Here is a 26146-nt window from a genome sequence, read left to right as displayed (position 1 = left end):
TCTGGTTGAGCCTGGACGGTGGTAGCATGACATCTAAAAGGAGGGCTTATGCATCAGTTCACTTCAAAACAAGATTTTTGTCACTGGTTTAACCAATTCCAACATCCACAGTTGGTGGAAAACTGGGCAGATATTCATGGCGCAATTTCGATTACGACACAGGGTTCTATTGATATAACGTTGCCATTCGCAAGTAATGAGCTTCAAACCGTACTGCATGACTGGATCAAACAGCAGCAAGCCTCGGGTAAAGTGGCTGAATTCCCATTTAATATTCGCCTTGGAGTTAAAGCTTTAGAAACTCAAGTGGCTCACTCGGTTAAGGGTGTTAAGAACATCATTGCCGTCAGTTCTGCGAAAGGTGGCGTTGGTAAATCTACTACCGCAGTTAACTTAGCGTTGGCGATTGCTCAATCTGGGGCGAAAGTGGGATTGTTGGATGCAGATATCTATGGTCCGTCTGTACCTATGATGTTGGGGCAAGAAGATGCTAAACCAGAAGTTCGTGATGGCAAGTGGATGGAACCCATTTTTGCTCACGGCATCTATACTCATTCTATCGGTTATTTGGTGGATAAATTAGAAGCGGCGATATGGCGCGGTCCAATGGCTTCAAAAGCATTGTCGCAGTTATTAACTGAAACAGATTGGCCAGATTTGGATTATTTGGTGATTGATATGCCGCCAGGTACGGGGGATATTCAATTGACTCTGTCACAACAAATTCCGGTAACAGGTAGCGTGCTAGTCACAACACCGCAAGATTTAGCCCTTGCCGATGCAAGGAAGGGAGCGGCAATGTTTAACAAAGTCCATGTCCCGGTTATTGGTGTTGTGGAAAACATGAGTTATCACATTTGTAGTCAATGTGGCGCGAAAGAGCATATTTTTGGTATGGGCGGAGCTGAAAAAATGTCGCAAGAATTTGGCTTAGCATTGTTAGGACAAATTCCGCTTCATATCTCTATGCGAGAAGATATTGACGCTGGCGTGCCAACGGTAGCAAGACGCCCAGAAAGTGAGCATGCAGGGTATTATAAGCAACTTGCCGATCGCGTATGTAGCACGATGTTTTGGCAAGGCAAAGCAAAACCAGATGCGATTAGCTTTACAATGGTGAACTAAGTTTACTATGCCTGCTGGTTGATAATTGCACATTTTAACGTTTGCTCGGAGGTTAATCCTCTGAGCAGGCAGAAACTTATGACTAAACCCTAATTCCAACTAGTAACTATGGGGTGAACTCCCTATAATCAGGCAGTTTATCTTTTTATGTGACTAGAAATCATCATCGGGTGCAAACTAATGTCTGATAATAATCAATGCGTCATCGTAGGTATTGCTGGCGCTTCTGCTTCTGGAAAAAGTCTGATCGCGAGCACTATTTATAATGAGCTTCGCGCGAAAGTAGGCGATCATCAAATCGGTGTCATCACGGAAGATTGCTACTACAACGACCAAAGCCACCTAAGCATGGAAGAGCGAGTAAAGACGAACTACGATCACCCGAGTGCGTTGGACCACGACCTACTGTGTGAGCACCTAGAAAAATTGGTACGTGGTGAAGCAGTAGAAGTGCCTGAGTACAGCTACACTGAGCACACAAGAACAATTAACACCACCACAATGACACCTAAAAAGGTGATCATTCTAGAAGGTATCCTTCTTCTTACAGACCCTCGTCTTCGTGATTTGATGCATGCGACAGTATTTATGGACACACCGTTAGATATTTGCTTGCTTCGCCGTGTTAAGCGTGATGTGGAAGAACGAGGCCGAACTATGGAGTCTGTTCTTAAGCAATACCAACAAACAGTACGTCCGATGTTCATGCAGTTTATCGAACCTTCTAAGCAATATGCGGACATTATTGTTCCTCGCGGTGGTAAAAACCGTATCGCAATTGATGTATTAAAAGCTCACATTGCAAGACTTTTGAAAGCTTAAGCCTATAGACGGCTATATCGCTTTATTTTTAAGAGAAGAAGTGGCACCTTAAGTGCCACTTCTTTTTTTGTTTTTAAATTAGTCAGTTGCAGGTTAAAACCAGACACTTTTCACGCTTTTGTGGAACTGTCAGCGGTAAATGGAGTCTGCGCTTATAATTGTAAAAACACTCGAGCAAGGAAAAACAAATGAAGAAACTGCTCTTAATTCTAGCAATACCGATTGTGGTCATTTTGGTCGCAATTTTAGCGTTAACCATCTTCGTCAATCCGAATCAGTTTAAACCCCTTATTGTTGAGCAAGCGCAAAAGCAAACGGGATTAGAGTTGGTGATTGAAGGGGATATCAGTTGGCAATTTTTCCCATCGATTGGCTTTGAGTTGGGACATACAGAATTGCGAAATCCACAAGGCTTTAGTAAACCCAATTTATTCAAAGTTGATACCGTTGGTGTAGACATCTCTGTTATGCCACTTTTTAGTCAGCAGCTTGAAATTGGAAACGTCACGCTTGATGGTGCTGAGTCCTACATTGAAACCAAGAAAGATGGCAGCAAGAATATTGATGCATTGACGAAAGCCCAAACACAACAAGCAGAACAAGAGAGCAATGCTGCGCCTACGCAAAATGGTGAAACGCAAACTTCTGGTTCTGATTGGAGTATTAATCTTGCTGGCGTTACTGTTTCTAACGGTTCATTAGAAATGCAGGATAAGCAAGCCGGTAGTTACACCAAACTTTATGATATTTCATTAAACCTTTCCGAATTCGCTTTTGACAACTGGACAACGGCTGATTTTGGCGTGAAGGGCGAAATGAACGACCAAAAGTTCACCGCGAAAGGTCAGGCAGACTTTAAGCTAGAAAAAGGTTTGGCAAACTACGCGCTAAAGAACATCAACTTTGATGCGACATACTCTGACCCTGCCAATAAAATTGAATCGGCAACGATCGGTTTAGACACGTTTGAATTCGATAAAGTAAATAACCTGACTTATGCCATTAAGGGTGACGCTGGTGGTATGAAGTTAGATATGCAGGGTGCTGGTCAACTTAGCTTGGACAAGGCTATCAGCAAAGTACAGTTGGATAAGTTAACTCTTAAATCGACTTTTGAGGGTGATGCCTTACCTCAGTCCCCGATGAAATTCGACATGGTGTCTGATCTGTCTTTCGACCTAACGAAAAACCATCTGAGTTTTGTTCTAGAGAAGTTAACAGCGAATGCTATCGCCCTAGATGGTAAGGCAGATGTGACACTCGGTGATATTCCTAAAGTACGCTTTGCTCTCCATAGCCCCAATATCGATCTTGATGAGTTCTTAGGGTTAGATAAGCAAGCTGCCGAAGGTAATAAGCCTGCTTCTGGTGGCGAGAGTGCTCCTGCCGGACCTGAGGTTGAGCCTGATTTGTCTGCGTTGAAAACGTTAGATGTAAAGGGTGACATTACCATCGACAAATTCAAAGCGGCAAATGCGAAGATGGAAGCGGTAAAAACGAGCTTCACTGTAAATCGTGGCGTGTTTGAGCTTACATCTTTTAGTTCGAAGTTGTACCAAGGCTCAATCTCAGCGACAGCGAAGTTAGATGCACGCCAATCACCAGCGACTTACAGTGTTAAAAAGTCAATCAAAGGCGTGAAAGTTCAACCGCTACTTATAGACGTTGCTGAAAACGACAAACTTGAAGGGACAGGTAACATTGATGTGAATGTTACAGGTAAGAGTCTCACGCCTACCGGTATCAAGAAGAATCTATCTGGTACGGTTGTTATCAATTTTGCTGACGGTGCGGTGAATGGCATCAACGTTGCTCAGTTGATTCGTGAAAACTATGCGAAATTTAAAGGGCAAAAAGTTGAAGGCACCAATGAAGCTAAGAAAACAGACTTCAGTGCGATGACGGCGACATTGAAACTCAACAAAGGTGTAGTATCAACGGATAATATGCAAGCTCAGTCTCCATTGTTACGTGTTCGTGGTAAAGGTACCGCAAACTACATCAATGAAACAGTCGACTTTACTATCAGCACGTCAGTTGTAGGCAGCCTAGAAGGCCAGGGCGGTAAAGATATAGATGAGCTGAAAGACATCACGATTCCAATCAATGTGTCTGGTAAGTGGGCAGAACCTAAATTCAAGCTCGTATTCGATGATGTTCTGAAGCAGAAAGCTCAAAAAGAAATCGATCGTGGCGTGGAGAAGCTAACGGACAAAATCAAAGACGAGAAAACCAAAGATGCGGTCGATGGTTTATTGAAGAATCTTTTCAACTAACCGTGCGTGAAAACCAAAAGGGTTGGCATTTTGCCAACCCTTTTTAAATTACTCTGCGAGTGTTACCAATCGACGCCTTTGAGGGCTTTTACGCCAGATTCAAATGCGTGCTTTACATTTTTCACTTCAGAAACGGTATCGGCCATTTCAATCAGGGTTCGATGTGCGCCACGCCCAGTAATAATAACCGACTGCATTTTAGGTCGGTTGCTCAGCGCTTCGACCACTTCGTCTAAGTCGATGTAGCCGTAGCTCACCATATAAGTTAGCTCGTCAAACAAGATGACATCGATAGAGTCGTCTTGCAGCATGCGTTTACATTCTTGCCATACGCCTTGCGCTGCTTCGGTATCAGCGGCTTTGTTTTGAGTTTCCCATGTAAAGCCGGTCGCCATTACTTGGAATTCAACGCCGAGTTTCTCAAGTAGGTTGCGCTCACCGTTGTCCCAAGTACCTTTAATAAACTGCGCGACAGCACAATTCAAACCATGACCCACTGCGCGTGCGATCGTACCGAATCCTGATGTCGATTTACCTTTACCATTTCCGGTAATGATCAGTAGCAGACCTTTTTCCTCTTGAGCAGCAGCGATTTTTGCGTCTACCTGTTCTTTGACTTTTTGTTGGCGAGCTTTATGGCGTGCTTCTTTATTTTCTTCGATAGACATAATACTTCCTCAATTCCTTTTCGTGCTGTGCCCAAGCTAATTTGGGTTCATTGATTTATCTCGCTATGATAGACCAACATATCGTGAAGAAAAACCACCGATAATTCAGGGAATAAAATGAAGAAAATACTTGTTGTTTGTATGGGAAACATTTGTCGGTCACCAACTGGAGAGGCAGTGTTAAGAGCGAAAGCTCAAAAGCTAGGCGTTGAAGTAGAGGTTGAGTCGGCAGGTACAATTGGCTACCACGCAGGAAACCGACCGGATTCAAGAGCGATGGCAGCAGGAAAGCTGCGAGGCTATTCTTTTAGAGGAATGCAAGCGCGCCAAGTCACCATTGATGACTTTGAAAAGTTTGACCTTATATTAGCCGCAGATAAAGCAAATTTGGCCGATTTATTGGATATTTGTCCGTTGAAGTATCGACACAAAGTATCGTTATTTTTAAGTCATTCTGGGTCAGGTTACGACGAAGTCCCTGATCCATACTATGGTGGGGAAGATGGCTTTGAACTGGTGCTTGATTTAATCGAAGAGGCATCAGATGCTATTTTGAAGAAGCTATAATCGCCGGGCTTGAAGACAATAGAAAAAGGGATGAGCTCAGCTCATCCCTTTTTATTCGTGTTAACCCGCTAGTATGTCGGTTGCGACTTTGTAGCTTGGGTCTTCCTTCACGTTAATTTCAACCAAGCTGCCAGCTTTGTCCAAAAGTTTACGACAATCTGGGCTTAGGTGACGAAGGTGCAGCGTTTTACCTTGAGCATTGTAACGCTCAGCCAGTGTTTCAATGGCTTCAATTGCAGAGTGATCTGTCACGCGAGAGTCTGCAAAATCGACAATCACATCTTTTGGATCTTCAGGCGCGTTAAACAACTCCAGGAAGTTAGCCGCAGAGCCAAAGAAAATAGGGCCGTGAATCTTGTACTCTTTTGAACCTTCCTCGTTTAAGCACGTGTCGGCATAGATGTGCTTAGCGTGTTGCCATGCAAACATTAATGCAGAAACGATAACACCAACCGCTACGGCAACAGCAAGGTCAGTAAGAACAGTAACAACGGTCACAAGAACAATAACGAAGAAGTCTTGCTTCGGTACGCGGCGTGCTAGCTTAAATGTTGCCCATTCGAATGTACCAATGACAACCATGAACATCACACCAACCAGAGCAGCGAGTGGGATCATTTCAATTAGCGAAGAAGCGAATAAGATAAACATCAATAGAGCGATAGCCGCAACGATACCAGATAGACGGCCGCGACCACCTGAGTTTACGTTGATCATCGACTGACCAATCATCGCACAACCACCCATTGCGCCAAACACAGAACACGTCATGTTTGCCATACCTTGACCGATACATTCGCGGTTAGATTGACCACGAGTATTCGTCATCTCATCTAAAACTGTCAGTGTTAGTAGAGATTCAATTAGACCAATGGCCGCGAGAATGATCGCGTATGGAAGAATGATTTGTAGTGTCTCTAGTGTAAATGGTACCGCAGGAATAGAGAAGGTTGGTAGTGAACCTGCGAGTGTTGCAGCTTCATCTCCAGACATTGTACGCAGGAAGTCAACAACAGTGCGAGTTTCCAGATCCAAGCCAACCACTAAAGCCGTCACCGTTACGATCGCAACAAGTGAAGAGGGTACAGCTGTTGTGATTTTTGGTAGAAAGTGAATGATTGCCATAGTCAGCGCAACCAAACCAAGCATTAGCAGCATCTGGTCTTGTGGTAGCCAAGTAAGCATGCCGTTGATGTCAGGCGCTTTAAACTGACCCAACTGAGCTAGGAAGATAACAATAGCCAGACCGTTCACAAAACCGATCATCACAGGGTGAGGTACGATACGGATGAACTTACCCAATTTAAACATACCAGCGGCAATTTGAAGAATACCAGCGAGCATGATGGCTGCGAATAGGTACTGGACACCGTGAGTCGCGACAAGCGAAACCATTACGACTGCCATGGCACCTGTTGCACCAGAGATCATGCCGGGACGACCACCGAAAATGGAAGTAATAAGACCAACGATGAATGCAGCGTAAAGACCGACCATCGGATCTACGCCTGCGACGAACGCAAATGCGACAGCTTCAGGAACCAATGCTAGCGCAACGGTTAAGCCTGATAGCACATCATTTTTTACGGAGTGCTTAGAAAATTGGGGAAATTCGAACATGTTTGTTTTTAAGTTCTCTTTGCAATGAGTTAAACCCGACACATATTCGTATTTGCACAAGCCACTGAGTGGTTGATTTCTAATCAAACATTGCAGTGTAAACCGTAGTATTAAAAGAGCAGCATCAGAATGGTGTCGAAAACTTGAGTCGGCGCATGCTACCGAAAAGTGTGATTAAGTTCAAGAATGATACGAATAATGGCGTACAAATGTGATCGCGAATTGGTATTTATATGAACAATTTATTGGGCAGATATGAAGATAAAAAAGGCTACCAGATGGTAGCCTTTAATTTATTTATGCCGTTAAGCAGTTGAACGTAATGATTTAGCCTAGTTAAAGTTAGGCTTTGTCATCTCTGCCGATGCGCGGTTTTTAGCCACTTGGCTACCCGCACCTTTAGCTTGGTAACGTTCGGTTTTGAACGGTGCTGCTGCAACCGTGATTTCGCGTAGCTCTTGAGGGCCAGGTGCTTTTGTCATCGGTGCGCTAGCGTTTAGCTTAGCAGCAACTTTGATGGCTTCGACTTTAGGCTCTGGTTTAGCTACTGGCGCTTCGGCTGCAATCTCTTTTGCTGCTTCAACCACAGGCTCTTCAGCTGGTGCCGTTTCTACAATGGCATCAACCGGTTCAGCATGTTCAGTTGCAGGAGTTTCAACGATAGGCTCTACAGAGGCTGTTTCTACTACTGCCGATTCAGTTTTTTCTGCGATTACTGCTTCCACAACAGGTGCTTCTACTGCTGGAGATTCAACTTTCGCTTCAACGGTTTCTTGAACCTTGTGTTCAACAACTGGAGCATCTGTTACGACAGGTTGCTCGCGACGAATAATCACTTTACCCATTGCCATTTCTGGACACGCAAAGCCACCTTGGATTGTAGGTACTGCTGCTACAGCTTCTTCCTTAACTCGCTCTTCCTTCTTAGGTGCTGGTTTCGGAATGTAACGTGGCATTACTTTACCCATAGCCATTTCAGGAGAAGCGACACCTCCCTTACGTAGGCGGAACGGGTTAGGGCGGCGATCACGGCCACGGCGACGACGCTGGCCGCTTGCACGCAGGTGACGTGGCGAACGACGATTACGACGTTGCTTAGACTCTGCTTGCTTGTTGTCTTGCTGTGCTTCTACCGCTGCTTCTGTTGGCTTCTCAACTTTGGTTTCAACCGTTTCTTGAGTCTTAACCGCTGTTTCTTCGGCTTTCCTCTCAACCGCTTCTTGGTCTTTAACACGTACAGACTTGTTCAGTTTGCGACGTTGGCGACGCTCCTTCACTTTTTCTGCTTTCGCGTTTTGTTGCTTTGGTTTGCTCTCTTCTGGTTTTGTTTCAGTTCGAGCTTCCGCCGCTAGCTGCAGGCCTTTTTCCGCTACTTTTGCATTTGCTTTTTGCTCTTGGGCTTTGTCTGCTTGTTGAGCTTTAGGCTTACGCTTTTGGTTGCGGTTTTGCTGTTTATTGGTTTGTTGTTGAGCTTCGTTTTGCTCATTCGCTTGCTCATCACGAGGCTTACGACGACGTCGGTTATCGCGATTGTCGCGGTTATCACGATTATCGCGCTGGTTGTTATTGCGACGACGATCGTTGCGATCACGCTTATTACGTCGATTATCGCGATTTGGTTTTTTCTCTTCCTGAGGTTTCTGTTCTTCTTTTGTTTCTTCAGAACCACCGAATAGGAAGCTACCAAGTGCTTTAAACAGACGGCTGAACAATCCAGGTTTCTCTTCTTGTTCAACATTTTGTTCTTTCTTCTTCGCCTCAGGAGCTGGTTTAGCTGCTGGTGCAGGTGCGGTTTGAGACGGAGCAGCAAAGCCTTTAAGAACTGGCTCTTCAATTCGTTTTGGTTTTACGTCAACTTCCGCTGGCTCTTTACCTTCTGCTTCTTTCATTGCTTCCAGTTTCTTAGGAAGTAAGTAAGATATCAGATCGAACTCTTCGCCTTCACGAACACGGATAACTTCAAAGTGCGGTGTTTCCATATCAGAGTTAGGAACAACCGTAATTTTCACTTCTTGAATGCGTTCGATATGGTTTACTGAACGACGTTTTTCGTTCAATAAGTAAGAGGCGATTGGTACAGGTACGACTGCAAGTACTTGTGCTGTATTGTCTTTTAGCGCTTCCTCTTCAATTAAACGAAGTACAGAAAGTGCTAGAGATTCGTTGTCGCGAACGACACCAGTTCCGCTACAGCGAGGACAGATGTGATGGCTTGCTTCTGCAAGAGAAGGGCTCAAGCGCTGGCGTGACATCTCCAACAAACCAAAGCGAGAAATACGACCGATTTGTACACGAGCGCGGTCAAGGCGAACGGCTTCACGTAGACGGTTTTCTACTTCTCGTTGGTGACGAACTGGGGTCATATCGATAAAGTCGATAACCACTAAGCCACCTAAGTCACGTAGACGCAATTGGCGAGCAATTTCGTCGGCTGCTTCTAGGTTCGTGTTTAGAGCTGTTTCTTCAATATCGCCGCCCTTGGTTGCACGAGCAGAGTTGATATCGATAGACGTTAGTGCTTCAGTCGGGTCAATAACAATAGAACCACCAGATGGCAGACGCACTTCACGTTGGAAAGCCGATTCAATTTGGCTTTCGATTTGGTAGTGGCTGAATAGTGGAACTTCACCTTCATATTTCTTAACGCGGTTAAGGAAATCAGGGCGCACCAATTGAATGTGCTCTTTTGCACGTTCGTAGATGGTGTTGCTATCAATTAAGATTTCGCCAATATCACGACGCAAATAGTCACGGATTGCACGAACGATAACGTTACTTTCTTGGTGGATTAAGAATGGAGCAGGGTTAGAGTCCGCTGCACCTTTGATTGCACCCCAGTGGTTAAGTAGTACATTCAAATCCCACTCAAGCTCTTCAGCACTCTTGCCAACGCCAGCAGTACGTACGATTAGGCCCATGCCCTGAGGCAGTTCCAAAGTACTTAATGCGGCTTTTAGTTGAGTACGCTCGTCACCTTCGATTCGACGAGAAATACCGCCAGCACGAGGGTTGTTAGGCATCAGAACAAGGTAACTACCAGCAAGAGAAATGAAAGTAGTAAGAGCTGCGCCCTTGCTTCCACGTTCTTCTTTTTCCACTTGAACGATAACTTCTTGGCCTTCCGTTAGCACTTCTTTGATGCTTGGACGACCTTGGTAGGTGTAACCTTCAGGGAAATATTCGCGGGCAATTTCTTTGAGAGGGAGGAAACCGTGACGCTCGGCGCCGTAATCAACAAATGCGGCTTCTAAGCTTGGTTCGATACGTGTGATACGTCCTTTGTAGATATTCGCTTTTTTAGATTCATGACCTGGACTCTCGATATCAAGATCGAAAAGTCGCTGGCCATCAACCAGAGCGACACGCAACTCTTCTTTTTGAGTTGCGTTAATTAACATTCTTTTCATTGAAAATTCTCGTTGTCTTTTCTTTTATATCTTTCTTGTCGACTTGCCACTGTTTTTTCGCTCTTTCACGGTGCCTGATCCCATGGCTTGTATTTTGCAGCCTCCCGGCTGGAAGGGGATGCTCTCGGGCACTTCAGTCATCACAAGCCTCTTGTGGTTTCTGTTGGAAACGTAGACTTGTGACCCGCTATTTGGGCGGTAGGTACTCAACGTGAATATGCGAGGAGTAGGGTGGCAAGAGTGTTGAATTCGATGTGTCTCACGCCAATGCTGCACTCGACCTTCAACGATCTACTCACATTGCTTGAGGATAAATGATTGGTAATGAATAAAATGTAACCAAACCTTCCTTAGCAGCTGTGAACTATAGCAGTGCGCGTGGCTATCAGCAATCTGCTTTCACGCAAACGATAGAAAATTTGCCGCTAAACTCAAAATTTCTAATTTATAACTGGCTGTTTCATAAGCAATTGAGATGTGCAAACTGTTCAGGACAGAAAACAAATTGAGAACTTGATTGAGAGTTTTAATAATTTAAACAAAAGCTTGGCGAAATTTAGACCAGTATGTGCCACAGAGTGTTTCTTTTACGACAAGAATAATGTGAAGTCGCACGAAATTGAGTTTACAATACCGCCCATGAACGAAATAAGAACAAAAGTCCAGTTCGTCGACATCGACGAAGATATGGCGGGTCAGCGCATTGATAATTTTTTGCGCAACCAATTAAAAGACATTCCTAAAAGCATGATTTACCGAATTGTGCGTAAGGGCGAAGTGCGCGTAAATAAAAAGCGTATAAAAGCAGAGTACAAGTTAAAAGCAGGCGATCTCGTTCGTATTCCACCGGTGACCGTCGAGAAAAAAGATGACGATGTCGCACCAAGTACGAAACTTAACAAAGTCGCTGAGTTGGAAAATATGATTATCTTCGAAGATGACCATATGTTGATTCTAAACAAACCATCTGGCACCGCTGTGCATGGTGGCAGTGGTTTAAAGTTTGGTGCGATTGAAGCGCTTAGGGCTCTGCGTCCTCAAGCTCGCTTTCTTGAACTTGTGCATCGTATTGACCGTGATACTTCAGGGATTTTGCTGGTTGCTAAGAAGCGTTCTGCACTTCGTCACTTGCAAGCCCAGTTTCGTGAAAAGACAGTAAAGAAGTTTTACTTAGCTCTTGTCATGGGGCAATGGAAAAGCAGTTGTAAGGTTGTGAACGCGCCACTGCTCAAAAACGAAGTGAACAGTATTGTTCGTGTTAACCCTAATGGTAAGCCGTCAGAAACGCGTTTTAAGATTTTGGAAAAGTTCGAACAAGCTACATTGATTCAGGCGAGTCCGATTACTGGTCGAACTCACCAAATACGAGTTCATACGCAATACACTGGTCACCCAATCGCTTGGGATGATCGCTACGGTGATCGTCGCTTTGACGCTTACACAGGTCAAGTTGGTTTAGATCGTTTGTTCCTACACGCGGCAAACATCAAGTTCCAACACCCATCAAATGATGAGTGGATGGAAATCAACGCACCGATGGAACCGAAACTAGAAAAAGTGTTGGCGGGTTTAAGAAACGCGTAACCATGTTTTCCTCGCGGATGCAAAAGGGAGCCTGTGGCTCCCTTTTATCGTATTTGGGTTAAAGGACATCGAGTCCTTGAACATGCAACATATCAATCAAATCAATCAATGGTAGTCCGACAAGTGTGTTCGGGTCTTTACCAACTAATTTCGTAAACAAACAAATTCCGATGCCTTCGCTTTTAAAGCTGCCTGCGCAGTAAAAAGGTTCTTCCCTGTCGACGTAGCGTTCGATTTGTTCAAGCGTTAAATCTCTAAAGTGCACCTCGAAAGAATCAAAGCCGACTTCTGTATGGTTTGTCACGGTGTTATGTACCGCAAGACCAGTATAGAAAGTGATGACTTTTCCACTTTGAGCCAAAAGTTGATTTATCGCGTTATCTCTATTTAAAGGCTTGCCAACGATTTCACCATTAATGACACAAACTTGGTCACTGCCGATAACTAAACTTGCTTTATCCGTCTGGCAAGATATTGCTTTCTCTTGGGCCAGTCTCTGCACAAGTTCAGTTGGCGTTTCTTGGTCAAAAGGTGTTTCATCGCAATCAGGTGATAAACAAACGAATGGTAGTGAGAGCTTTTCAAGCAGTTGTTTACGAAAAGGGGAGGTTGAGGCTAAAACCAGTTGGTAATTTTTCATTTTGAATTACAATTCGTGGGAGCATTTCCAATAGGATAATAGATCAAAAATGATTCTGGCTAATGCTCTGTATGTTAAGCGTAAAAAAGTACAACTTTTTTGCCTTTTTCTTTGACTAATTTTGATTTGGAAGATAATATTCGCGCCCTATGCAAAAGGTAAAAATACCGCGAACGGTTGACCCAGCTAAAGCTGCACAGAAACGATTGGATTACGATGGCATCATCCAAGCTAGTCTTTTCAAGCGCTTAGTGGAAACAACTGAAGGCGTAAAACGCGACGCAGAAGTCTCATTGTCATTTGGGATGGATGAACAGCGACTCGTTGTTATCTCTGGTAAAGCTAACATCGAAGTCGATTTAGAGTGTCAGCGTTGTAATGAGGTATTCGCACATGAGTGCGAAGTTGAATTCCTTTCTACTCCTTACTACGGTGAGAAAACAGAACAGGAAGCACCAGAAATTTATGATTTGGTAGATCTAAATGAATATGGTGAATTAGACCTCATACAACTTGTTGAAGACGAGTTCATCTTAGCATTACCTCAAATTGCGATGCACGATGAAGCGGATTGTAGCGTTGATTCAAATAACATGGTTTTTGGTGAGATTCCTGAAGAAATTGAGGAAGAAAAACCGAATCCATTCGACGTTTTGAAAAGTCTGAAAAAGTAATAGGTGTGGTAGCCGATTCTTCTTCAGGTTTTTAACCCAATAGTATAGGAGTAGGGTCAATGGCCGTACAGAAAAACCGTAAAACTCGTTCTAAGCGCGGTATGCGTCGTTCACACGATGCGCTAACTACAGCTGCTCTATCTGTAGACGCGACTTCTGGTGAAACTCACCTACGCCACAACGTAACTGCTGAAGGTTACTACCGTGGTCAAAAGGTTATCAACAAGTAAGGTTGAACCTTTGCAAAGTATTACCGTTGCACTTGATGCAATGGGCGGGGATTTCGGTCCACGCGTAACAGTGCCTGCCGCCGTGCAGGCACTGTCTCATTTCCCAGAGCTAAAAGTGATTCTTATTGGTGATCAATCTCTGATCACGTCTCAATTATCTCAACTCGGTACCTCGACCAGTTCCCGCTTGACTATTCTTCACAGCGAGAAAGTTATCTCGAACTCAGAAAAACCTTCATTGGCGTTACGTAATAGCCAAAATAGTTCTATGCGTATGGCTATCGATTTGGTTTCTGAGCAGAAAGCGGATGCTTGTGTTAGTGGTGGCAACACCGGTGCATTAATGGCACTATCGCGTTTCATTCTTAAGTTACTTCCTGGCATTGAACGTCCTGCTTTAGTTTCCGCTTTACCGACGATTACCGGAAAGCGCACTTGGATGCTAGATCTGGGGGCGAATGTATCGTGCGATGCTGATAGCTTGTTCCAATTTGCTGTAATGGGCAGTGCATTAGCTGAAGAACACTTGGGTCGTCCTCCTCGCGTTGCTGTGCTCAATATTGGCGCAGAAGAGATTAAAGGTAACGATTTAGTCAAACGTTGCGCAGAAATGCTTTCTCAGACCGATGCGATTAACTTTGTCGGTTATATTGAAGGTAATCAAATTTTGCATGATGTTGCTGACGTCATTGTTTGTGATGGATTTGTCGGCAACGTATGCTTGAAAGCCAGTGAGGGAACAGCTCAACTTTTTATCGAAAAAATTAAAACCAGCATAATGGCATCAACGATAAAGGGTTGGATAGCTAGAAAGTTGTTTTCTAGGCTGTTTAATGAACTAAAAACACTGAACCCCGACCAGTATAACGGCGCAAGTTTGCTAGGATTGCGCGGCATTGTCATAAAAAGCCATGGAAGTGCGGATGTATCTGCGATTGTCAATGCACTTGGCGAGGCAGTACACGAGGTCAAACGACAAGTACCAAGCCGTATTAGCGATCGTTTGGAAGCGGTTTTACTCGAGAGGCATTATTAGTCTTCATGTATAGCAAAATTTTAGGTACTGGCAGCTACCTGCCATCTCAGGTGCGTACAAACGCAGATCTAGAGAAAATGGTAGATACAAGTGATGAGTGGATCGTTGCTCGCACGGGTATTAAAGAGCGTCGAATTGCTGCAGAAAACGAGACTGTAGCAGACATGGCATTCTACGCAGCTGAAAACGCTATCGATATGGCGGGTATTGATAAAAACGATATCGACCTGATTATCGTAGCCACAACGAGCAGTAGCCATACTTTCCCTTCATCTGCGTGTCAGGTGCAGGCAAAGCTTGGCATTAAAGGTTGTCCAGCTTTTGACTTAGCCGCTGCTTGTTCTGGTTTTGTGTACGCATTATCTGTTGCAGACCAACATATCAAATCTGGTATGTGCAAAAACGTACTTGTGATTGGTTCAGATGCTTTGTCTAAAACGTGTGATCCGACAGACCGTTCAACCATTATCCTATTTGGTGATGGTGCCGGAGCCGTTGTCGTAGGCGCTAGCCAAGAGCCTGGCATTATCTCTACCCACATATACTCGGATGGTCAATTCGGAGAGCTTCTAAGCCTACCTGTACCTGTGCGGGGGCAAGATGCGGATAAATGGCTTCATATGGCTGGGAACGAAGTATTCAAAGTCGCTGTCACTCAGCTATCGAAACTAGTAAAAGATACGCTTGAAGCCAACAACATGCATAAGTCTGAACTAGACTGGCTAGTGCCGCACCAAGCGAACTACCGCATTATTTCAGCGACAGCGAAGAAACTTTCGATGTCACTAGACCAAGTCGTGATTACACTTGATAAACACGGCAACACATCAGCTGCGACGGTGCCAACAGCACTAGATGAAGCGGTACGTGATGGTCGTATTAAACGCGGTCAAACTCTGCTTCTTGAAGCGTTTGGCGGCGGATTCACTTGGGGCTCGGCCCTTGTTAAGTTCTAAGTTTCACAAGAATTCAAAATTTAAGGTGCACTTGGTGCATCTTATTTCTTTTTACTTTGCTTAAAGGAAAACAACATGAGCAAGTTTGCTATCGTATTTCCAGGTCAAGGTTCTCAAGCTGTAGGTATGCTTGCAGAACTAGGCGAACAATATGACGTAGTAAAACAAACATTTGCAGAAGCATCTGACGCACTAGGTTACGATCTATGGGCGCTTGTTCAAAATGGACCTGCAGAAGATTTAAACGAGACTTTCCGTACTCAACCAGCTTTGCTAGCTTCATCTGTTGCAATCTGGCGTGTATGGCAGGAACTTGGCTTAGAGCAACCAGCAAACCTAGCCGGTCACAGCCTAGGTGAGTACTCAGCACTTGTATGTGCGGGTGTTATTGACTTTAAAGAAGCCATCAAGCTGGTTGAATTACGTGGTCAACTTATGCAAGAAGCAGTACCAGCTGGTACTGGCGCAATGTACGCGATTATCGGTTTGGCTGATGATGCGATTGCAAAAGCGTGTGAAGACGCAGCGCAAGGCGAAGTGGTCTCTCCAGTAAACTTTAACTCGCCTGGTCAAGTCGTTATCGCTGGTAGCAAAGACGCAGTAGAGCGAGCTGGTGCGCTATGTAAAGAAGCTGGTGCGAAGCGTGCGCTTCCTCTTCCTGTTTCAGTACCTTCACACTGTGCACTTATGAAGCCAGCAGCGGAAAAACTTGCTGTAGCTCTCGAGTCTATCGAATTTAACTCACCACAGCTGCCAGTTATCAACAACGTTGATGTGGTTGCTGAGACAGATCCTGCAAAAATCAAAGATGCGCTTGTTCGTCAGCTACATAGCCCAGTTCGTTGGACTGAGACAGTTGAACTGATGCACGAACAAGGCGTAGAAAATCTTCTTGAGCTTGGTCCTGGTAAAGTTTTAACAGGTCTAACAAAACGTATCGTGAAAACGCTAACTGCAGCCGCAGTGAATGATATCGCATCGCTAGACGCTGCGAAGTAATCCATCAAGCGATAAATTTGCGATAAGAAAAGGAAACACAACATGATGAATCTAGAAGGTAAGATCGCGCTAGTTACCGGCGCAAGCCGTGGTATTGGCCGCGCGATCGCGGAACTTCTTGTCGAGCGAGGTGCTACGGTTATCGGTACTGCTACTTCTGAAAGTGGTGCGGCTGCTATCAGCGAGTATCTTGGTGATAACGGTAAAGGCTTAGCGCTTAACGTGACTGATGTCGAGTCTATCGAAGCGACATTAAAAACGATCAACGAAGAATTTGGTGTGATCGATATTCTGGTGAATAACGCTGGTATTACTCGTGACAACCTATTGATGCGCATGAAAGATGATGAGTGGAACGACATCATCGATACCAACCTAACGCCAATCTACCGCATGTCTAAAGCGGTTTTACGCGGTATGATGAAAAAACGTGCGGGTCGTATCATCAACGTAGGCTCTGTTGTTGGTACCATGGGTAATGCTGGTCAAACTAACTACGCAGCAGCGAAAGCGGGCGTGATTGGTTTTACTAAATCAATGGCTCGTGAAGTTGCGTCTCGTGGTGTAACAGTGAACACTGTTGCTCCTGGTTTCATCGAAACTGACATGACTAAGGCACTAAATGATGACCAACGTGCGGCAACATTGTCGAACGTGCCAGCAGGTCGTTTAGGTGACCCACGTGAAATTGCATCAGCAGTAGTTTTCCTTGCTTCTCCTGAAGCAGCGTACATTACTGGTGAAACTTTGCATGTAAATGGTGGCATGTACATGGTTTAATGCGACAGTTTATGCAAAATAAGCTATTTTACATTGTGAAAAATAGCCTATAGTTGCAGTTAACTGTCATGAACTTGTCATGCTTATGCGCAAGATTTGTGCATGATTTAAGTCAAAAATGTATTGAAATTCGGTTAAATTCGCTAATTTTGTGGTTTGACCAGCAAGGACCCCCTTGCAACTTTCAATAGTTCGAATAAACTACGGAATCATCGCATTAGGCGAAATCTGTAAAGGAAAAGAAAAATGAGCAACATCGAAGAACGCGTAAAGAAAATCATTGTTGAACAGCTAGGTGTAGACGAAGCAGAAGTTAAAAACGAAGCTTCTTTCGTTGACGATCTAGGTGCTGATTCTCTAGACACTGTAGAACTAGTTATGGCTCTAGAAGAGGAATTCGACACTGAGATTCCTGACGAAGAAGCTGAGAAGATCACTACTGTTCAAGCTGCAATCGACTACGTAAACAGCGCTCAGTAATTAGCTCTCCCAGGCGGTCTCCTAGACCGCCTGTGTTCTTTCTAACTTCTTCTATCCTCTCATAGAAATATTCAATTCCCGGAGAATTATATCGTGTCCAAGCGTCGTGTAGTTGTCACTGGCATGGGTATGTTGTCACCGGTAGGCAACACAGTAGAATCATCTTGGAAAGCCCTGCTAGAAGGTCAAAGTGGTATCGTAAATATCGAGCACTTTGATACTACGAACTTCTCAACTCGTTTTGCAGGTCTTGTTAAAGATTTCGATTGCACAGAGTACATGTCTAAAAAAGATGCTCGTAAGATGGACCTTTTCATCCAGTACGGCATTGCAGCGGGTATTCAAGCTCTTGATAACTCTGGCTTACAAATTACCGAAGAAAATGCGGCTCGAGTTGGTGTTGCTATCGGCTCAGGCATTGGCGGTCTTGACCTTATCGAAACTGGCCATACTGCATTAGTAGACAAAGGCCCTCGCAAAGTTAGCCCATTTTTTGTTCCTTCGACAATTGTAAACATGGTTGCAGGTAACCTATCTATCATGCGTGGTCTTCGTGGTCCAAATATCGCGATTTCTACCGCATGTACTACTGGCCTGCATAATATCGGCCATGCAGCACGTATGATTGCCTACGGCGATGCAGATGCGATGGTTGCTGGTGGTGCAGAAAAAGCTTCTACGCCTCTTGGCATGGCTGGCTTCGGTGCAGCTAAAGCACTATCTACTCGTAATGAAGAGCCTCAAAAAGCGTCTCGCCCATGGGATAAAGGCCGTGATGGTTTTGTTCTAGGTGATGGTGCTGGCATGATGGTGCTTGAAGAGTACGAACACGCAAAAGCACGTGGCGCGAAGATTTACGCAGAACTGGTTGGTTTTGGTATGTCTGGTGATGCTTACCACATGACATCTCCAAGCGAAGACGGCTCTGGTGGTGCACTTGCTATGGAAGCGGCGATGCGTGACGCTAACATCACAGGTACTCAAGTAGGTTATGTGAATGCTCACGGTACTTCTACTCCTGCTGGTGATGTTGCAGAAATCAAGGGCGTGAAACGTGCTCTTGGTGAAGAAGGTGCGAAGCAAGTTCTTGTGTCTTCAACTAAGTCTATGACGGGTCACCTATTAGGTGCTGCAGGCTCTGTTGAAGCAATTATCACGGTTATGTCTTTGGTTGACCAAATTGTTCCGCCAACCATTAACCTTGATGATCCAGAAGAAGGTCTAGACATCGACCTTGTGCCGCATACAGCGCGCAAAGTTGAAGGTATGGAGTACGCTATCTGTAACTCGTTTGGCTTTGGTGGTACAAACGGTTCTTTGATCTTCAAGAAGTTCGCTGAGTAACACTATCTAACCTTATTTAGATAAGCGAAACTTGTATTCTAACGGCTCGATGCTTAGCATTGAGCCGTTTTGTTTTATTTGTTGTCTGCTAATTTGAAGGTACGTGAATGTTTTGGGTAAATGGAGTTCCGCAAACGCATGTAGAGCTAGGTGATCGCTCATTCCAATACGGTGATGGAGGCTTTACCACCATCCTGACCCAAAATGGAGAGTTGGTTTACTGGCAGGAGCATACTGAGCGCATGAGTGCTTGCCTTGACGCTTTGAAGATCTCTTCACCTGACTGGAAAGTTGTGCATGGTTGGGCAAGCAAAGCGGTTTTATCTGACGCACGAGCGGGGGTGAAGATTCACGTTAGCCGCGGTATTGGCGGGCGAGGGTATAGCCCTAATGGGATTAAAGGCCCTATCGTGACGATTTCCAATTTTGCATTTCCTTCTCATTATTCATCTTGGCAAGAACAAGGTGTGGACTTGGGCGTTTGTAATACTCGTCTAGGGATTCAACCTTTACTTGCGGGACATAAGCACAACAACCGTTTAGAGCAGATTCTCGCCAAGGCTGAAATCGACAATACAGAGTTTGCAGATGCAATAACGTTAAATGTGCAAAACCATGTCATTGAAACTACAATGGCCAACCTTTTTTGGGTTAAAGGTAATAAAGTATTTACGCCGGAGCTAACCTTATCAGGTGTTACGGGCGTAATGCGTCGTAAGGTGCTTGAGTTACTTAAAGTAAGTCATATTGAAGTCATCGAGGGGCGTTTTATACTTCCAGATTTGCTGAGTGCTGACGAGGCTTTCATGTGTAACTCAATATTAGGTGTCGCACCTATTCGCAGCATAGTGACATCGAACTCTAAGACTATATTTCCGATAGGAAAATTGACTCAACGACTGCAAGGGAATTTAACTACGTGATTAAAAAACTGTTGGCTTTTGTTGTGCTGATCGCAGTGATAGGCGCAGCAGCTGTTTTTTATATAATTTCACAGGCTAAACAATACGTTGAAAAGCCTATTCTATTGGAACAACCTCAGCTGTTTACTGTAGAAAGTGGTACAAGCTTTCATCATGTCATGCGCGCCTTAGTTGAAGATGAGGTGATTGAAACATCGGAGTACATCCGTTTAATTCCTCACTTATATCCAGAATTGTTGCAAGTGCGAGCGGGTACTTACCAACTTGAGCCTGGTATGTCGCTTTCGCAAACATTGGAGCATCTGAATACTGGAAAAGAATACCAGTTTGCGATCACTTTTGTTGAAGGCAGCCGCTTTTCTGAATGGGTAGATCAACTAAAAAGTGCTCCTTATTTAAAGCATGATTTAACCGATCTTTCAGAAAAAGAAATGGCTGCGAAGCTCGGAATTGAGAGAGAAAAGCTAGAAGGGTTGTTTTTAGCAGAAACCTACCATTACACAGCGGGTGCGAGTGAAAGCCAGTTATTAAAACGAGCGCATCGAAAACTCAATAAAATACTGGACGCTAGCTGGGAAGCTCGTCAAGAAAAGCTGCCATTACAGGACAAATACGAAGCCTTGATTCTCGCGTCTATCATCGAGAAAGAGACGGCTATTGATTCTGAGCGTGAGCGCGTCGCTTCTGTGTTTATCAACCGATTGAACAAACGCATGCGGTTACAAACTGATCCGACAGTTATTTATGGTATGGGTGATGCATACGATGGCAATATTCGTAAGAAAGATTTGCGTACGCCGACACCATATAACACTTATACCATCAATGGTTTGCCACCAACACCGATTGCGATGGCTGGTGAAGCTTCCATTGAAGCGGCTTTGAATCCAGAAAGCAGCAACTATTTATATTTTGTAGCAAGTGGAAAGGGCGGACATGTATTTTCGAAATCCCTTGCTGAGCACAACCGTGCTGTTCGTGCCTATTTAAGAGAACTAAGAAAGAACAAATGATGAAAGCAAACTTTATTGTCGTTGAAGGCCTAGAAGGCGCGGGTAAAAGCACTGCGATTAAAACCGTTTTAGATACGCTAAAAGCGGCCGGTATTGAGGATATCGTAAATACCCGTGAGCCAGGAGGAACACCGCTAGCAGAAAAAATGCGCGCTCTGGTGAAAGAAGAGCACGAAGGCGAAGAACTTAAGGACATGACGGAGTTGCTTCTTCTGTACGCTGCACGTGTTCAGTTGGTTGAGAACGTGATCAAACCAGCTTTGGAAAACGGTCAGTGGGTGGTTGGTGACCGACACGATATGTCGTCGCAAGCTTATCAAGGTGGTGGCCGTCAGATTGACGCATCGTTAATGAAAAATCTCCGAGATACAACGCTTGGTGATTTTAAACCTGCTCTCACTCTCTATATGGATATTGACCCTCGTGTTGGGCTTGAGCGTGCACGTGGTCGTGGTGAGTTAGATCGTATAGAGAAGATGGATATTAGTTTCTTCGAGCGTACACGTGAGCGTTATTTGGAGATTGCTCATGCCGATCCTTCCATCGTTATCATTAACGCAGAACAGACGATTGAAGGCGTGTCGCGTGATATTCGGGACGCTCTAAACGAGTGGCTAGCTCGTCAATAAGTGAAACGTAAATTTAGGTGACTCATGTTAAATGATTATCCATGGCTACAGCCAATATGGGATAACCTCAAAGTAGGGTTAGAGTCGGACAGAATACCAGGTGCGCTTTTATTACAAAGCGAGCAGGGCTTGGGCATCGAAAAACTTATCGAGTTTTTTAGCCAAGCACTTCTTTGCCAAAATTACGCGAGTGAAGCATGCGGTTTTTGTCATAGCTGCCAGCTAAATCAATCTCAAAACCACCCTGATTTACACTGGATCAAGCCAGAGAAAGAAGGAAAGGCGATAACGGTGGACCAAATTCGCGCTTGTAACCGTCTTGCTCAGGAATCATCTCAGCTTAATGGTTACCGCCTATTTGTAATAGAACCGGCGGACTCTATGAACGAGTCGGCATCGAATGCGCTGTTAAAGACGCTAGAAGAGCCTGGGGCAAAGTGCTTGTTTTTGCTCGTTACCCACAATCAGGAGCGTCTGCTCCCAACGATTCGTAGCCGTTGCCAACACTGGGTTGTTGCGCCTCCGTCAGCGGAACAAGCGATGCAATGGATGCACGAACAAGGGGCGAAGCAAGTTCCTGCTTATGCCTTAAAACTGAATATGGGCTCTCCAATAAAAACATTGGATGCGTTAAATAATGGTGAGCTCGAAGCTTACTTGGCTTTTGAACGCAGTTTTATTAAGGCAATGTCTTCGCCTGTTTCAGACGTTTCTGAGTGTGCTTCTTTAATCGCTAAACACTCAGAGCAATCATTAGACTGGGCATGGTATTTACTGACAGATGCTCAGAAAGCGCAGTTTGGTGTATCAGAAGCTCAAATGCTTCCGGGCGCGACAAAGTTTCAACCGGACAACTATAACGGTTTGTACTCATCAGCGAAGGCGCTGATGAACCTGAAAGCTCAGGTGCAAGCCTTTCCTGGCCTGAACCTTGAACTACTATCAATGAATTGGTTAATTGAATCACGAGAGGCATTATGTTCGTAGATTCTCATTGTCATTTAGACAAATTGAATTACGACGATCTCCACATCAATGTGGAAGACGTTATTAACAAAGCTAAACAAGCAAACGTAACTGAGCTACTTTCTGTTGGAGTAACGCTGGATTCTTTCCCGAAAATGATGGAAATGATCGAGCCTTATGACAATGTTTATGCTTCGTGCGGTGTGCACCCACTTGATGTTGAAAGCGACTTTTCGATGGACGTATTGCGCCACCATGCGTCGAATGCAAAAGTCGTCGCTATTGGCGAAACGGGTTTAGATTATCATTACAAGCCCGAAACGGCCGCGTTACAGAAAGAGCGCTTTGAGCAACACGTTGATCTTGCAGTGGAGCTCAACAAACCTTTAATTATCCATACCAGAAACGCACGTGCGGATACTCTAGATATTTTGCGTAAGGGTGGGGCAGAGAAATGTGGTGGTGTTATCCACTGTTTTACAGAAGATCTTCCATTTGCTGAAGCTGCACTGGACCTGGGGTTTTATATTTCTATCTCGGGGATTGTTACTTTCCGTCAAGCTACAGAGTTAAAAGAAGTGGTGAAGACTCTACCTTTAGAGAAGTTTCTTATTGAGACAGATTCTCCTTACTTGGCTCCTGTCCCTCATCGTGGCAAAGAGAATCAACCCGCTTACGTTGTCGAAGTCGCTTCTTATATTGCGCAACTCAAATCGTGCTCTCTTTCTGAAGTGGCACAAAAAACCACCGAAAACTTCCGAAATCTTTTTTTGTGATGAAAAAATAATAAGAGCATAAAAAAGGAGCTTAGGCTCCTTTTTTGTTGATAAAAACAACAGATACGCTCACGAGTTTAATGTTTACTAAAAATGTTGATTTAATAACATTCAAAAATCACAAATGTAATTTTGTTACTAAAAATAACATTGAGGCGTATTTTATTTACGCCTTAAAATTAATTATATAAATAATTAATTCTTTATAAAACAGTAATATAAGTGCAATGCAAACCTTTTCATCGGCTGTTTTTGGGTGTGATCCAAGACTTGTTTTGAAACTAAATTTCGTAACTGTGTGGAAAGTTTGAGGGTCATCAATATATATTTAGAGCCGGAAAATATAATGCAGTTGTGGTTACATTTTCATTGGGTGCTAACCTTTAGGCTACGGGGGTGTGCCGTTAGTGCCCAAATAATACTTATAAATTTATCAGGAGCATAAACATGTTTAAGAACCTTTTTGCTAACCTGCAAAAAGTTGGTAAGGCTCTGATGCTTCCAGTATCAGTTTTACCAGTTGCAGGTATTTTATTAGGTGTGGGTGCTGCCCATCTAAGCTTTATTCCAGAGATCGTTTCTAATCTTATGGAACAAGCTGGTGGTTCAGTATTCGGCCAAATGGCACTTCTATTTGCAGTAGGTGTAGCTCTAGGCTTCACTAACAACGACGGTGTTGCAGGTCTTGCAGCTATCGTTGGTTACGGCATCATGACGGCAACGCTAGGTGTAATGGCGGGCGTTATGGGTGTTGAGAAAATCGATACAGGTGTACTAGGTGGTATCCTTGTCGGTGGTGTGGCTGCTTGGGCATTCAACCGTTTCTTCAAAATCCAACTTCCAGAGTACCTTGGCTTCTTCGCTGGTAAGCGCGCAGTGCCAATCATCACTGGTTTTGCTGCGATCATCCTAGGTGTTATCCTTTCTGTTATCTGGCCACCAATTGGCGGTGCAATTTCTGCATTCTCTGATTGGGCTGCACACCAAAACCCACAGCTAGCATTCGGTATCTACGGTGTTGTTGAGCGTTCTCTAATCCCATTCGGTCTACACCACGTATGGAACGTACCGTTCTTCTTCGAAGCAGGTTCCTGTGTTAACGCTGCCGGTGAAGCTCAAAATGGTGTACTAACTTGTTACCTAGTTGCTGATGAAGCATCTCGTGCTGCTGGTAATGGCTTCGGTCAGCTAGCGGGTGGTTACATGTTCAAGATGTTCGGTCTACCAGCTGCAGCAATCGCAATTGCTCATTGTGCTAAACCAGAAAACCGTGCAAAAGTAATGGGTATCATGGCGTCAGCTGCACTGACTTCATTCCTAACTGGTATTACTGAGCCAATCGAATTCTCATTCCTATTCGTTGCTCCACTACTATACGGTATCCACGCTCTACTAGCTGGTTCTGCATACATCGTTTCGAACACTCTAGGCTTTGTACACGGTACTTCTTTCTCTCACGGTCTGATCGACTTCCTAGTTCTATCTGGTAACGCTCAGAAGATGGTGCTAATGATTGCCGTTGGTCTAGTTTACGCAGTAATTTACTACGTAGTGTTCCGTGGTGTAATCACAGCGCTTGATCTAAAAACACCTGGCCGTGAAGATGAAACGGAAAGTGCAGCTGTAACTTCTGGCTCTGATATGGGCGGTGAACTGGTTGCAGCGTTTGGCGGTAAAGCTAACATTACTGGTCTAGATGCATGTATCACACGTCTACGTGTAGCAGTTGCAGATACAGCAGCTGTTGACCAAGACAAGCTAAAACAACTAGGCGCTGCTGGTGTTGTAGTTGTAGCTGGTGGTGTACAGGCTATCTTCGGTACTAAGTCTGATAACCTAAAAACTGAAATGGATGAGTGGATTCGTAACCACGGTTAATCGCAGTCATTCATAGTAATGCATAAAAGGAGGCTTCGGCCTCCTTTTTTAGTTCCTATTTTATTAACTGACAGTTCCTTTTTTAGTGTGATCCTAAACTCATCTTTACTTTTGTCAGCTTTTTCATACATCGAGCTTACCCATCGTTGACATATTGATATGCCATTATGTTTGAATAGCGAATAATGTTTTTTTGAATAATTGATAACGTGTATGAAGAACAAATTCATTTTAGTTTTGGGACTAGTTTCTAGTACGGCAATGGCGGCAAGCGAGCCAACGGATCTATCAGTTGGTATGGCTGTCGATCAACAATTAAGTGTTGTTGTAGAGTTAGATAACAAATATCGTGGCATTATCGGAAACGATGGTATGGCGTTTGATTACATCGCTAAGCGTGGAACATTCGATCAAAACATGCCTGTGACTTGGTATGTCGGCGTTGGTGGCTGGTATGAATGGGATGACGAGTTTGGTGTGAGAGTACCACTTGGTGTGAACTGGGATTTATCACGCGGCTGGGACCTTTATGGCCAAATACACCCAGAGCTAGATCTTTACAAAGGTGCTGACTTGCAACTTGGCGGCGCCGTTGGCATCAAGTACAGTTTCTAGAATTGAACTAATGTATGTATAAAAAAACGCCGGTAACTACCGGCGTTTTTTTATATGGAACTGTGCCGTCCTAAATAAAGTTGACACTTTCCACCCCCAAAATTGGAGAGTGTTATGAAATCAACAACTAAAAGAACT

24 protein-coding genes are annotated in these 26146 nt (G+C 44.3%); 20 read left to right on the top strand and 4 right to left on the bottom strand.

Annotated features, from left to right (window positions below):
* Positions 1–48 precede the first annotated feature (48 nt).
* The 3 genes from apbC (at position 49) to R8O10_RS21795 (ending at position 4223) form a co-directional block, all read left to right on the top strand.
* The gene (apbC, locus tag R8O10_RS21805) at positions 49–1125 is read left to right on the top strand and encodes an iron-sulfur cluster carrier protein ApbC (protein WP_262592379.1); all 1077 of its coding nucleotides are present in this window, start codon (positions 49–51) and stop codon (positions 1123–1125) included.
* Between the two features lie 180 nt (positions 1126–1305).
* Complete coding sequence (gene udk, locus R8O10_RS21800) at positions 1306–1947, top strand: uridine kinase (protein WP_005380833.1); 642 nt, start codon at positions 1306–1308, stop codon at positions 1945–1947.
* 188 nt (positions 1948–2135) lie between these two features.
* On the top strand, positions 2136–4223 hold the full coding sequence (locus R8O10_RS21795; RefSeq protein ID WP_318191727.1) for an AsmA family protein: 2088 nt from the start codon (positions 2136–2138) through the stop codon (positions 4221–4223).
* A 62-nt stretch (positions 4224–4285) separates the two neighbouring features.
* On the opposite strand, the gene cobO is transcribed toward R8O10_RS21795, so the two are convergent.
* Positions 4286–4891 (bottom strand): cob(I)yrinic acid a,c-diamide adenosyltransferase, encoded by a 606-nt coding sequence (gene cobO, locus R8O10_RS21790; RefSeq protein WP_005380837.1) that lies wholly within the window; start codon positions 4889–4891, stop codon positions 4286–4288.
* Positions 4892–5008: 117 nt separating this feature from the next.
* Between cobO and R8O10_RS21785 the strand changes: the two genes are divergently transcribed.
* Positions 5009–5458 (top strand): low molecular weight protein-tyrosine-phosphatase, encoded by a 450-nt coding sequence (locus tag R8O10_RS21785; RefSeq protein ID WP_176311094.1) that lies wholly within the window; start codon positions 5009–5011, stop codon positions 5456–5458.
* 60 nt (positions 5459–5518) lie between these two features.
* Here R8O10_RS21785 and R8O10_RS21780 read toward each other — a convergent pair whose 3' ends face one another.
* Both R8O10_RS21780 and rne read right to left on the bottom strand, forming a co-directional pair.
* Entirely contained in the window at positions 5519–7078 is a 1560-nt protein-coding gene (locus R8O10_RS21780; RefSeq protein WP_005380840.1) for a SulP family inorganic anion transporter, read from the bottom strand.
* 332 nt (positions 7079–7410) lie between these two features.
* Positions 7411–10485 (bottom strand): ribonuclease E, encoded by a 3075-nt coding sequence (gene rne / locus R8O10_RS21775; RefSeq protein ID WP_193837603.1) that lies wholly within the window; start codon positions 10483–10485, stop codon positions 7411–7413.
* Between the two features lie 639 nt (positions 10486–11124).
* On the opposite strand from rne, the gene rluC reads away from it, so the two are divergent.
* Positions 11125–12069, top strand: coding sequence for a 23S rRNA pseudouridine(955/2504/2580) synthase RluC (gene rluC / locus R8O10_RS21770; protein WP_021033985.1), 945 nt, complete (start codon positions 11125–11127; stop codon positions 12067–12069).
* 58 nt (positions 12070–12127) lie between these two features.
* On the opposite strand, the gene R8O10_RS21765 is transcribed toward rluC, so the two are convergent.
* Positions 12128–12709: a nucleoside triphosphate pyrophosphatase gene (locus R8O10_RS21765; RefSeq protein ID WP_318191726.1), complete on the bottom strand. Its 582-nt coding sequence runs from the start codon at positions 12707–12709 to the stop codon at positions 12128–12130.
* Positions 12710–12858: 149 nt separating this feature from the next.
* Between R8O10_RS21765 and yceD the strand changes: the two genes are divergently transcribed.
* The 15 genes from yceD (at position 12859) to R8O10_RS21690 (ending at position 26008) form a co-directional block, all read left to right on the top strand.
* The gene (gene yceD, locus R8O10_RS21760) at positions 12859–13383 is read left to right on the top strand and encodes a 23S rRNA accumulation protein YceD (protein WP_005387307.1); all 525 of its coding nucleotides are present in this window, start codon (positions 12859–12861) and stop codon (positions 13381–13383) included.
* A gap of 59 nt (positions 13384–13442) precedes the next feature.
* Positions 13443–13613, top strand: a complete 171-nt coding sequence (gene rpmF, locus R8O10_RS21755; protein ID WP_005396978.1) for a 50S ribosomal protein L32 — start codon at positions 13443–13445, stop codon at positions 13611–13613.
* 10 nt (positions 13614–13623) lie between these two features.
* Positions 13624–14649: a phosphate acyltransferase PlsX gene (gene plsX / locus R8O10_RS21750; protein WP_017633846.1), complete on the top strand. Its 1026-nt coding sequence runs from the start codon at positions 13624–13626 to the stop codon at positions 14647–14649.
* A 5-nt stretch (positions 14650–14654) separates the two neighbouring features.
* The gene (locus tag R8O10_RS21745; protein ID WP_017821385.1) at positions 14655–15605 is read left to right on the top strand and encodes a beta-ketoacyl-ACP synthase III; all 951 of its coding nucleotides are present in this window, start codon (positions 14655–14657) and stop codon (positions 15603–15605) included.
* A gap of 75 nt (positions 15606–15680) precedes the next feature.
* On the top strand, positions 15681–16604 hold the full coding sequence (gene fabD, locus R8O10_RS21740; protein WP_005387313.1) for an ACP S-malonyltransferase: 924 nt from the start codon (positions 15681–15683) through the stop codon (positions 16602–16604).
* A gap of 45 nt (positions 16605–16649) precedes the next feature.
* Positions 16650–17384 (top strand): 3-oxoacyl-ACP reductase FabG, encoded by a 735-nt coding sequence (fabG, locus tag R8O10_RS21735; RefSeq protein WP_031781117.1) that lies wholly within the window; start codon positions 16650–16652, stop codon positions 17382–17384.
* 246 nt (positions 17385–17630) lie between these two features.
* The gene (gene acpP / locus R8O10_RS21730; protein WP_004406112.1) at positions 17631–17864 is read left to right on the top strand and encodes an acyl carrier protein; all 234 of its coding nucleotides are present in this window, start codon (positions 17631–17633) and stop codon (positions 17862–17864) included.
* A gap of 93 nt (positions 17865–17957) precedes the next feature.
* Complete coding sequence (gene fabF, locus R8O10_RS21725) at positions 17958–19208, top strand: beta-ketoacyl-ACP synthase II (RefSeq protein ID WP_005372948.1); 1251 nt, start codon at positions 17958–17960, stop codon at positions 19206–19208.
* Between the two features lie 107 nt (positions 19209–19315).
* Positions 19316–20131 carry an aminodeoxychorismate lyase gene (pabC, locus tag R8O10_RS21720; protein ID WP_042523095.1) on the top strand — a complete coding sequence of 272 codons (816 nt, stop codon included), beginning with the start codon at positions 19316–19318 and terminating at the stop codon, positions 20129–20131.
* Positions 20128–21144, top strand: a complete 1017-nt coding sequence (gene mltG, locus R8O10_RS21715) for an endolytic transglycosylase MltG (RefSeq protein ID WP_005372950.1) — start codon at positions 20128–20130, stop codon at positions 21142–21144. Before pabC ends, mltG begins: the two co-directional genes overlap by 4 nt.
* On the top strand, positions 21141–21773 hold the full coding sequence (gene tmk / locus R8O10_RS21710; RefSeq protein WP_005387350.1) for a dTMP kinase: 633 nt from the start codon (positions 21141–21143) through the stop codon (positions 21771–21773). Before mltG ends, tmk begins: the two co-directional genes overlap by 4 nt.
* 24 nt (positions 21774–21797) lie before the next feature.
* Positions 21798–22760: a DNA polymerase III subunit delta' gene (locus R8O10_RS21705; RefSeq protein ID WP_054729226.1), complete on the top strand. Its 963-nt coding sequence runs from the start codon at positions 21798–21800 to the stop codon at positions 22758–22760.
* Positions 22751–23515, top strand: coding sequence for a YchF/TatD family DNA exonuclease (locus R8O10_RS21700; RefSeq protein ID WP_318191725.1), 765 nt, complete (start codon positions 22751–22753; stop codon positions 23513–23515). The genes R8O10_RS21705 and R8O10_RS21700 overlap by 10 nt, the downstream gene beginning before the upstream one ends.
* A gap of 447 nt (positions 23516–23962) precedes the next feature.
* Positions 23963–25393, top strand: coding sequence for a PTS glucose transporter subunit IIBC (gene ptsG / locus R8O10_RS21695; RefSeq protein ID WP_005372959.1), 1431 nt, complete (start codon positions 23963–23965; stop codon positions 25391–25393).
* A gap of 213 nt (positions 25394–25606) precedes the next feature.
* Complete coding sequence (locus tag R8O10_RS21690) at positions 25607–26008, top strand: hypothetical protein (protein ID WP_005372960.1); 402 nt, start codon at positions 25607–25609, stop codon at positions 26006–26008.
* The last annotated feature ends 138 nt before the right edge of the window (positions 26009–26146 follow it).

Origin of the sequence: Vibrio sp. 1727, assembly GCF_033344415.1 — a bacterium.
Lineage (GTDB): Bacteria > Pseudomonadota > Gammaproteobacteria > Enterobacterales > Vibrionaceae > Vibrio > Vibrio alginolyticus.
The sequence above is the reverse complement of the archived record's forward strand: the minus strand, read 5'-3'. Positions and strand labels throughout refer to the sequence as shown.